At 73.0% G+C, this 9,061-nt stretch carries 8 protein-coding genes; 4 read left to right on the top strand and 4 right to left on the bottom strand.

Translation table 11 applies throughout. The features are described from left to right. Nucleotides 1–213 precede the first annotated feature (213 nt). Together BIU98_RS02640 and BIU98_RS02635 are read left to right on the top strand one after the other, a co-directional pair. Nucleotides 214–1,749 (top strand): GntP family permease, encoded by a 1,536-nt coding sequence (locus tag BIU98_RS02640; protein WP_083392906.1) that lies wholly within the window; start codon nt 214–216, stop codon nt 1,747–1,749. Continuing rightward, on the top strand, nt 1,746–2,276 hold the full coding sequence (locus BIU98_RS02635; protein WP_071271056.1) for a gluconokinase: 531 nt from the start codon (nt 1,746–1,748) through the stop codon (nt 2,274–2,276). Before BIU98_RS02640 ends, BIU98_RS02635 begins: the two co-directional genes overlap by 4 nt. 51 nt (nt 2,277–2,327) lie before the next feature. Here the strand turns inward: BIU98_RS02635 and BIU98_RS02630 are convergent, their stop codons facing one another. Beyond that, nucleotides 2,328–3,242 carry a L,D-transpeptidase gene (locus tag BIU98_RS02630; protein WP_175481275.1) on the bottom strand — a complete coding sequence of 305 codons (915 nt, stop codon included), beginning with the start codon at nt 3,240–3,242 and terminating at the stop codon, nt 2,328–2,330. Nucleotides 3,243–3,977: 735 nt separating this feature from the next. After that, a complete protein-coding gene (locus BIU98_RS02625) occupies nt 3,978–5,621 on the bottom strand; it encodes an ABC-F family ATP-binding cassette domain-containing protein (RefSeq protein ID WP_071271050.1) in 1,644 nt (547 codons plus the stop codon). Between the two features lie 85 nt (nt 5,622–5,706). Here BIU98_RS02625 and BIU98_RS02620 point away from each other — a divergent pair, with 85 nt between their 5' ends. Beyond that, nucleotides 5,707–6,444 carry a sulfite exporter TauE/SafE family protein gene (locus BIU98_RS02620; protein WP_217635658.1) on the top strand — a complete coding sequence of 246 codons (738 nt, stop codon included), beginning with the start codon at nt 5,707–5,709 and terminating at the stop codon, nt 6,442–6,444. 56 nt (nt 6,445–6,500) lie between these two features. On the opposite strand, the gene BIU98_RS02615 is transcribed toward BIU98_RS02620, so the two are convergent. Together BIU98_RS02615 and BIU98_RS02610 are read right to left on the bottom strand one after the other, a co-directional pair. Beyond that, the gene (locus BIU98_RS02615) at nt 6,501–6,686 is read right to left on the bottom strand and encodes a zinc transporter permease (RefSeq protein ID WP_071271047.1); all 186 of its coding nucleotides are present in this window, start codon (nt 6,684–6,686) and stop codon (nt 6,501–6,503) included. Nucleotides 6,687–6,865: 179 nt separating this feature from the next. Next, entirely contained in the window at nt 6,866–7,516 is a 651-nt protein-coding gene (locus BIU98_RS02610) for a YigZ family protein (RefSeq protein ID WP_071271044.1), read from the bottom strand. A 55-nt stretch (nt 7,517–7,571) separates the two neighbouring features. Here BIU98_RS02610 and BIU98_RS02605 point away from each other — a divergent pair, with 55 nt between their 5' ends. After that, nucleotides 7,572–9,011, top strand: coding sequence for an amidase (locus tag BIU98_RS02605; protein ID WP_071271041.1), 1,440 nt, complete (start codon nt 7,572–7,574; stop codon nt 9,009–9,011). The last annotated feature ends 50 nt before the right edge of the window (nt 9,012–9,061 follow it).

The raw sequence follows: 9,061 nt of genomic DNA, 5'->3' as shown, positions 1-9,061 counted from the left end.
GGGACGTGGTCATCGTTCCTCCCTGCAGGACGCCGGACGCGTCAGGGTGACGCGCTGTCCATCACAGCGGCATACTGCCCGGACGAGCGTGTGCCGCGCGGCGCGACGGCCGTGTAGTGTGATTAATCAGATTTATCACGGGGCGACGGTCAGCGCCGAACCGTGGACGAATGCAACCGAGTCGCGAAGCCGTGGCTCCAGGAAGGGGCACCGATGCCGCACCTCCTCACCACGAGCGGATCCGTCGGCGGCTACGTCGTCGCCGCCGGTACTCCGACGGTCGACCCCGCCGGCCCCGTCCCGCAGCTGATCGTCGCCGCCCTGGTCGGCATCGTCGTCATCATCGTGCTCATCACCTGGCTTAAGGTGCACCCGTTCATCGCGCTGACGATCGGCGCGCTCGGCGTCGGCATCGGCGCGGGCCTGGCGCCGGACAAGGCCGTGACGAGCTTCGGCACGGGGTTCGGCGACACCATGACGAGCGTCGGCATCCTGGTCGGCCTCGGCTCGATGTTCGGCAAGATGCTCGTCGACTCCGGCGCGGCCGACCGGGTCGTCGACACCCTGGTCCGACGGTCGTCCAGGGCGGCGCTGCCGTGGACGATGGCGCTGATCGGAGCACTGATCGGTTTGCCCATGTTCTTCGAGGTCGGTCTGGTGCTCCTCATCCCGATCATCGTCCTCGTCGCCAAGCGGAGCGACGTCCCGGTGATGCGGATCGCCGTCCCGGCCCTGGCCGGTCTGTCCACGATGCACGCCTTCGTGCCGCCGCACCCCGGGCCGCTCGTCGCGATCTCCACCGTCGGGGCGGACCTCGGCACGACGCTCGCCTTCGGCATCGTGCTCGCGATCCCGGTCATCATCCTCGCCGGTCCGCTGTTCAGCCGGTTCGCCGCCCGCTGGGTCGACGTGCCCGCACCGGACCTCTTCGGCTCGCGGGGTGGCTCGGCAGCCGGCGCCGCGCCCCAGGACCCGGCCCACGAGGGGCGCCAGGCGCGCCGCAGCCGGCCGTCGGCGGACACTGCGTCGTTGCCGAACGGCAAGAGCGACTTCACGCGGGTGATCAGCGAGCCGCGCACGCCGTCGTTCACGGTGGCGCTCATCGGCATCCTGCTGCCGGTGGTGCTCATGCTCGCGCAGGCCATCCGTGAGGCGACCGCGCCGGACGCAGCCGGCGCGTGGGTCGGGGTGCTCGACTTCCTCGGGACGCCGATGATCGCGATCGGGATCGCCGCCGTGTACGCGATGGTGTTCTTCGCGATCGGCGGGGGCATGAGCCGGTCGGCCGTGTCGAAGTCGCTCGAGAGCGCGCTGCCGCCCGTCGCCGGGGTGCTCCTCATCGTGGGTGCCGGTGGTGGGTTCAAGCAGGTGCTCATCGACACGGGCATCGGCGGGGTGATCGCCGACGCCGTCAAGGACTCCGGGGTCTCCGTGCTGTTGGTGGCCTGGCTCGTGTCGGCGCTCGTGCGCGTCGCGACCGGGTCGGCCACGGTCGCAACCGTCACGGCAGCCGGCATCATGGCGCCGATCGCGCAGGACCTGTCCTCGCCGGTCGTCTCGCTGCTGGTCCTCGCGATCGGTGCCGGCTCGGTGTTCCTCTCGCACGTCAACGACGCCGGCTTCTGGCTGGTGAAGAGCTACTTCGGCATGTCGGTCGGGCAGACGTTCAAGACCTGGACGGTGCTCGAGTGCCTCATCTCGGTCGTCGGCCTCGCCGGAGTCCTGCTCGCCGGGGTGTTCATCCGATGAGCGGGCCCGACGTGTCCGACGCCCGGGTCCTGGTCGTGATGGGCGTCTCCGGCTCGGGGAAGTCCACCGTCGCGGCGATGGTCGCCGAGCGCCTCGGGTGGGCCTTCGCCGAGGGAGACGCGATGCACCCGCCCGCGAACGTGGCGAAGATGCAGGAGGGCACGCCGCTCGACGACGATGACCGGTGGCCGTGGCTCGACGTCGTCGCCGCGTGGGTCCGTGGGCACCTCGATGCCGGCTCGAACGGTGTCGTGACCTGTTCCGCCCTGAAGCGCTCCTACCGGGACGTCCTCCGTGCGCCCGGCGTCGTGTTCGTCCACGTCGCCGCGGACGCCACCCTGATCGGCGACCGGATGGCGGCGCGCTCGGGCCACTTCATGCCGACGTCCCTGCTGACGTCGCAGCTCGCCACGCTCGAGTCACCGCAGGAGGACGAGGCCCACATCACGGTCGCGGCCGATCGCACGCCCGAGGAGGAGTGCGACGAGGTCGTCGACCGACTGGGGCTCCGACTGGCCGTCAGCTGAGGCAGAGGGGCATGCCGGACGTTGCCGGACGTTGCCGGACGTCGCCGGGCGTCAGCTGAAGCGGATCGGGGTGCCGACGGGCAGCGCCGAGAGCGTCCGTGTCATGCCGGCGGAGATCCGCACGCACCCGTGCGAGCTGCCGGTCGGGTCCGGGTAGTAGTGCAGCGCGGTGAGTGCCGCGTTGCCGCCGTAGTCGGCGATCCGTGACGAGTGCGCCCCCGTGAGGATGATCGGGTTCCCCTGCGTGTACGTCACTCGCGGGTCGACGTACGCGGCCTCGACGTAGGTCGCGGTGGCGGTCGGGGTGGGGTCGTCCGGGGTCCCGAGGCGCGCGGCCTCGGTCGCTTCGACGGAGCCGTCCCGGGTCACAACCGAGACGGTCCCGGCAGCGACGTCAACGCTGATCATCCGGTCGGTGTCGACCACCGAGAAGTCCGACGCACGGGCCCACGCGAACGTGGAACTGGGTGCGTCCTGGTGCCCGCCGTCGCCCGGCGTGCGGTTCCGCGCCGGGGTCGAGATGAGCAGCATCCCGCCGTCCTTGCCGGGTGAACGGCCCCAGACCGCGGTCGCTGCCGGGGTCTCGATGGTCGACACCGTGGCCGAGAGGGTCGCGACCGGACGGGCGTCGGCCGAGGGAGCGGCGTAGAGCGCCACGAGCTGCGCGGTCGGCGTGGCGATCTGCCAGGAGTCCTCGGGGTGGGCGCTCGAGCCGTCGAGGAGTTCGGGGACCACAGCGTCGTGGAAGGCCAGGGGGAGCGCCGCGAGCTCGGCGGCCGAGGGGGCTGCCGGGACCGCGGCGAGCGTCGGCGTGGGCTTCGGCGTCGGGGTGGCCCGGGAGGGCGTCGAGCTCGGGGTCGTTGCTGCACGTGGGGTGTCGGGCGTGTTCACGACGCTCACCGTGACTCCGATGCCGATCACAGCCGCGGCGGCGATACCCACCACGAGCCAGGTCCTCCGATGCATGCCGACCCCCTCAGTCGGGTCCAGTCCACCAGAGGATGGTGAGGGTGGGCTGCGCGCGGTGGGCTGGGAGGTCCCGAGACACCCCTGTCTGTGCCGGACGCCGGTGTCTCGCCGTGTCAGGTCGGGTCGGGCGTGCTGCGAGACACCCCCGTCTGCGCAGAACGCCGGTGTCGGTGCGGGACGCCGGTGTCTCGACGGGGTCGGCCGGGTCGGGGTGCTGTGAGACACCCCTGTCTGCGTGAGACGCCTCCTCGTGGTCGAGACGCCGCGGGTTTTGGCGGCGTTTCGACGATCAGGGACCGTCTCACCGAGACACCGGCGTCTCGAGGGCCTGGGCGTGCGAGACACCGGTGTCTCGAAGGCTCGAAGGCTCGCAGTCTCGGCGTGCTGGGCATGCGAGACGCCCCTGTCTGCGCGGGACACCGGTGTCCATGCGAGACGCCGGTGTCTCGGTGGGGTCGGTCGGGTTGGGGTGCTGCGAGACACCCCTGTCTGCGTGAGACGCCTCCTCGTGGTCGAGACGCCGCGGGTTTTGGCGGCGTTTGGACGATCAGGGACCGTTTCACCGAGACACCGGCGTCTCGAGGGCCTGGGCGTGCGAGACACCGGCGTCTCGAGGGCTTGGGCGTGCGAGACACCAGCGTCTCGACGTGCTGGGCGTGCGAGACACCGGCGTCTCGAGGAGCGGGGAGCGTGAGACGCCCCTGTCTGCGGGGGGAAAGGGGCGGCGGCGCGTCAGCGCTCCGTGACACGCCCCGCCTCGACCCGCCACTGCCGGTCGAGCCGCACGGTGTCGAGCATCCGGCGGTCATGGGTCACCAGGAGCAGCGTGCCGTCGTAGGAGTCGAGGGCCTGCTCGAGCTGCTCGATCGCGGCCAGGTCGAGGTGGTTCGTCGGCTCGTCGAGCACCAGGACGTTGATGCCCCGGGCCTGCAGGAGCGCCAGGCCCGCGCGGGTCCGTTCGCCGGGCGAGAGTTCCCCGGCGGCACGGGCGACGTGGTCGGCCTTCAGCCCGAACTTCGCGAGCAGGGTGCGGACCTCGGCGGTGGCCATTTCGGGCACGAGCTGTTCGAACACCTCGGCGAGCGCCGTCGTCCCGGTGAAGACGGCGCGGGCCTGGTCGACCTCGCCCACGGCGACGTTCGTGCCGAGCGAGGCCGTGCCGGTCGTGGGGGACTGCTTCCCGAGGAGGGCGCGGAGGAGCGTGGACTTGCCGGCGCCGTTCGGTCCGGTGATGCCGATGCGGTCACCGCCGTCGATCTGCAGGGACACCGGGCCCAGCGTGAAGTCGCCCTGGGTGAAGGTGGCGTCCGACAGGGTGGCGACGACGGCGGAGGACCGCGGCGCCTTGCCGATGGTGAACTCGAGCTGCCACTCCTTGCGGGGCTCGTCGACCTCGTCCAGTCGGGCGATGCGCGACTCCATCTGGCGGACCTTCTGCGCCTGCTTCTCGCTCGACTCGGACGCGGCCTTGCGGCGGATCTTGTCGTTGTCGGGCGCCTTCTTCATGGCGTTGCGGACGCCTTGGCTCGACCACTCGCGCTGTGTCCTGGCACGGGAGACCAGGTCGGCCTTGGTCGAGGCGAACTCGTCGTAGGCGTCGCGCTTGTGCTGCCGGGCGATGGCCCGCTCCTCGAGGAAGGAGTCGTACCCGCCGCCGAACAGCCGGTTGGAGGACTGCGCCAGGTCGAGCTCGAGGACGCTCGTGACCGCCCGGGCGAGGAACTCCCGGTCGTGGCTGACGAGCACGACGCCGCCGCGGAGGCCGCGCACGAAGTCCTCCAGCCGGGCGAGGCCGTCGAGGTCCAGGTCGTTGGTGGGCTCGTCCAACAGGACGATGTCGAAACGGGAGAGCAGCAGCGCGGCGAGTCCGACGCGGGCTGCCTGGCCGCCGGACAGCGAGGTCATCAGCGACTCGGTGTCGACGGTGAGCCCGAGGTCGGCAAGGACGGCGGGCACGCGCTCGTCGAGGTCGGCCGCGCCCGAGGCGAGCCACCGGTCGAGCGCCACGGAGTAGCGGTCGCCGGCATCGGCCCCGGCGTCGGGGTCCCCGAGCGCGGCGGCCGTGGCGTCCATCTCCTCGGTGGCGGCGGTGCACCCGGTGCGGCGGCCGAGGTACTGCGCGACGGTCTCGCCCTCGACGCGCTCGTGCTCCTGCGGCAGCCAGCCGACGAAGGCGTCGGTGGGGGCCAGCGACACGGTGCCCGCGAGCGGCTCGTCGACCCCGGCGAGCAGGCGGAGGAGCGTGGACTTGCCGGCGCCGTTCACGCCGACGACGCCGATGACGTCCCCGGGTGCGACCGTCAGGTCGAGGGAGTCGAACAGCGTGCGGGCGGCGTACCCACCGGCGAGGCCCTTGGCGACGAGCGTGGCGGTCATGCCCCCCATCGTCCCATCCCACAGGACAGAGCAAGGACGGGCACGGGACGGCGACGCGTCGGCTCGACCGTGCCAGGATCGTGGCGTGCTGACCGCCGCGTTCCTCCTGGCCGCCGGCGTCGTCGCCGGCGTGATCGGGACGGCCGGCGGGATCACGTCGCTCGTGGCCTACCCCGCCCTGCTCCTGGTGGGTGTCCCGCCGCTGGCCGCGAACGTGACGAACTCGGTGGCGCTCCTCGGCAGCGGCGCGAGTTCGGCGCTGCGGGCGCGAGCCGACCTCGCGGGCCGTGGGCCGGCCCTACGGCTGTGGCTGCCCCTGACGGCCGGGGTGTTGACGGCCGGCGCGGTCCTGCTGCTCGTCACGCCGGCGCACGTGTTCGACCACGTGGTCCCGTTCCTCGTGGCGGCGGGCTCGGTGCTGCTGCTCGTCCAGCCGTGGATCGACCGTCGCCGGGGCGGCGAACGCCTGGGCCCGGCGGCCGCGGTCTCGAGCGTGTCAGCCGTCTCCCTCTACAACGGCTACTTCGGTGCGGGAGCCGGCGTGCTCATGATCGCGGTGCTGCTGCTCGACGGGGAACTGGTGCTGCACCGGGCGAACGCGATGAAGAACGTGCTGCTGCTCGCCGCGGACGTCCTGCCCGCCGTGCTCTTCATCCTGTCCGGCACCGTCGTCTGGGCGGCGATGTGGCCGCTCGGCATCGGCGCGGTGGTCGGCGGGCTCATCGGACCGACCGTCGCCCGCCGCGTGCCGCCCGGGCCGCTGCGGATCGCCATCTCCGTGTGTGGACTGGTGCTCGCGGTCTCGCTGTTCGTCACCGCCTGACGACGGACGCCACCGCGGGCCTGGGGGAGCCCCGGACCCACGGCGGCGGTCAGTGCCTAGTGCTCGTCGTAGTGGTCGTCGTGGAGCGCGTGCTTGTGGCCGTCGTGGAGGTAGTCCACGTGGTCGCCGTGCTGCACGGTCTCGTGGTCGTCGTCCTGCTGGCCGTGCTCGTGCTCGTGCAGGCCGTGCTCCGCGATGCGGTGCTCGTCGTCGCTCGTGGGGGTCGCGCTGGTGTCGGTCATGATCGTCCTTTCTGAGATCGGTTCTCATCAATGCTACGCGCGCGGCGGTCGCGTCGCACCAGGACGCGCGGCGGCTGCGGTCCGGCACCGGGACGGACGGGAGGCTCGTGGCGGCCCGGCACCGAGCCTCCCGTCCGGCGGTGGTCGCGACCACCGCCGGTGCACCGGGTGCGGCCGACTCAGGGCTGGACGACGTCCACGACCGTCTCGGCGCCGACGACGGGGACGAGGGCGCCGGCGGAGGCGGCGGCGAGGTCGGCGCGGAGCGCGTCCAGGTCCCCGGCGGACACGGCGAGCGCGAAGGTCGCCAGCCGTCCGTAGGTCGTGGTGCCGAGCGTGGCGTCGTGGTGGCGGACCCAGTCGCGCAGGACGTTGTCGACGCGGCCGGCATCGCCGTGCTCGACGTCGATCGTGACCTCGGTCAGGGCTGCGCGTCGGACGAGGGTGGCGCGGTCGAGTGCCTCGGAGGCCGAGGTCGAGTACGCCCGCACGAGCCCGCCGGCGCCGAGCTTGACGCCGCCGAACCACCGCGAGACCACGAGCACGACGTCGGTGAGCTCGCGCCGGCGCAGCACCTCGAGCATCGGGACCCCGGCCGTGCCCGACGGTTCGCCGTCGTCGGAGGACCTGGCCTGGTCGCCCAGCACCCCGGTGACCATCGCGACGCAGTGGTGGCGGGCGTCCCAGGCGGCGCGGCGGATCTCGGCGATGACGCGCTCGGCGTCCGCGGGGCCGGTGACGGGGACGGCGTGGGCGACGAAGCGGGACTTCGTGATGACGATCTCGTGCTCGACCGCGGCGGCGATCGTGGACGGGTACCGGCGGGTCACCCGACGAGCGTAGTCGTGGCCGGGTGCTGCGGCGGGCGGCGCATAGGCTCGGGCCGTGTTCGAACTCCACCACCTCTCCGCGCAGGACCTCTGGGACTGGATCCGTCGCGGCGACACCACGGCTCGCGACGCGACGGAGCACTACCTCGCCCGGATCGAGCGGTTGGACCCGGGACTCGGCGCCTTCGTGACGGTCACGGCGGACGCCGCCCGTGAGCGAGCCGACCGTCTCGGCCACCTGGTGCCGACGTCGAGGCCGCTGTGGGGCCTCCCGTCCGGGGACAAGGACCTGTACGACCGTGCCGGGGTCCCCACGCGCTCCGGGACCACGTCGTTGTCGGAGCGCCCGGCGGCGGCGGACCACCCGGTCGTCGCGGCCCTGGACGCAGCGGGGGCGGTGAGCCTCGGCAAGACCGCGACGCCGGAGTTCGGGATGTCGTCGTCCTCCGAGACGCGGTTCGGCGTGACGCGGAACCCCTACGGGACGGACCTGGCGCCGGGCGGCTCGTCGAGCGGTGCCGCCGTCGCGGTGGCGGCCGGACTCCTGCCCGCTGCGGTCGGGTCGGACGGCGGCGGATCGGTGCGGATCCCGGCGGCGGCGACCGGGCTCGTCGGCCTGAAGCCGAGCCGCGGTCGGGTGCCGTCGATGCCCGGGCGCTCTGGTGTCGGCGGGCTGTCGGTCGCCGGGCCGCTGACACGCTCGGTGGCGGACGCCGGGATGCTGCTCGACGCGCTCGTGGCGCCGACCGGGCTCGACGAACCCGTGCCGTACGCGCTCGTCACGCCCGACGTCGGCGAGGGGCCCTTCACCGCGGCGGCCGTGCGGGGCGAGGGGCGCTTCGTGCTCGGGGTGCTCGAGGGCTCGCCGTGGGACGACACGATCGACGTCGTCGTGGACCCGGCAGCACGGGCGGCGGTCGCGACGGCGGTCCGGGAGTTCGACGCGCTCGGGCACGGGATCGAGGACGTCCGGATGCCCTCGGTGCCCTACGGTGCGGCCTTCAGGGTGGCGTGGGAGACCTCGGCTGCGCGGCTGCCCGCCGCGCCCGGGATCGACCTGTCGGCGTTGACCCCGCTGGTGTCGTGGCTCGTCGCTCGGGGACAGGCGTTGACCGGGACGCAGGTGCTCGACGCGATGACGGCGCTGGACCTGTTCTCCGCCACGGTCATCCGGGCGTTCGACCGGTTCGACGCGGTGCTCTCCCCGACGCTGGCGCTCACGCCCCGGCCGCTCGGGTGGTACGGCGACGACCCCGAGGAGGACTTCCGCCGCCAGTGTGCGTACTCGCCGTGGACCTCGATGGCGAACGTGGCCGGGCTGCCGGCGATCACGCTGCCGGTCGGCGTCACGCCCTCGGACCACCCCGACGGTGCCGGGCTGCCGATGGGCGTGCAGCTCATCGGGCGGCCGGGTGGGGAGCGCACGCTGCTCGCGCTCGGGGCGCAGCTCGAGCGCCGGGTGCGGTGGCAGCGGAGGCACCCGCCGGGGTGGTGAGGGGCGCGGGGTGGTCGGGCGCGACGGGGTCCGACTCGGAACGACATCGT

Source organism: Curtobacterium sp. MMLR14_010 (assembly GCF_001865015.1).
GTDB lineage: Bacteria > Actinomycetota > Actinomycetes > Actinomycetales > Microbacteriaceae > Curtobacterium.
Note: the sequence above shows the minus strand (reverse complement) of the source record. Positions and strands in the feature narration are given on the sequence as shown.

Coding starts and splice junctions, on each gene's coding strand:
- BIU98_RS02640 (WP_083392906.1), top strand. CDS start 214: ATGCCGCACCTCCTCACCACGAGCGGATCCGTCGGCGGCTACGTCGTC.
- BIU98_RS02635 (WP_071271056.1), top strand. CDS start 1,746: ATGAGCGGGCCCGACGTGTCCGACGCCCGGGTCCTGGTCGTGATGGGC.
- BIU98_RS02615 (WP_071271047.1), bottom strand. CDS start 6,686: ATGACCGACACCAGCGCGACCCCCACGAGCGACGACGAGCACCGCATC.
- BIU98_RS02625 (WP_071271050.1), bottom strand. CDS start 5,621: ATGACCGCCACGCTCGTCGCCAAGGGCCTCGCCGGTGGGTACGCCGCC.
- BIU98_RS02630 (WP_175481275.1), bottom strand. CDS start 3,242: ATGCATCGGAGGACCTGGCTCGTGGTGGGTATCGCCGCCGCGGCTGTG.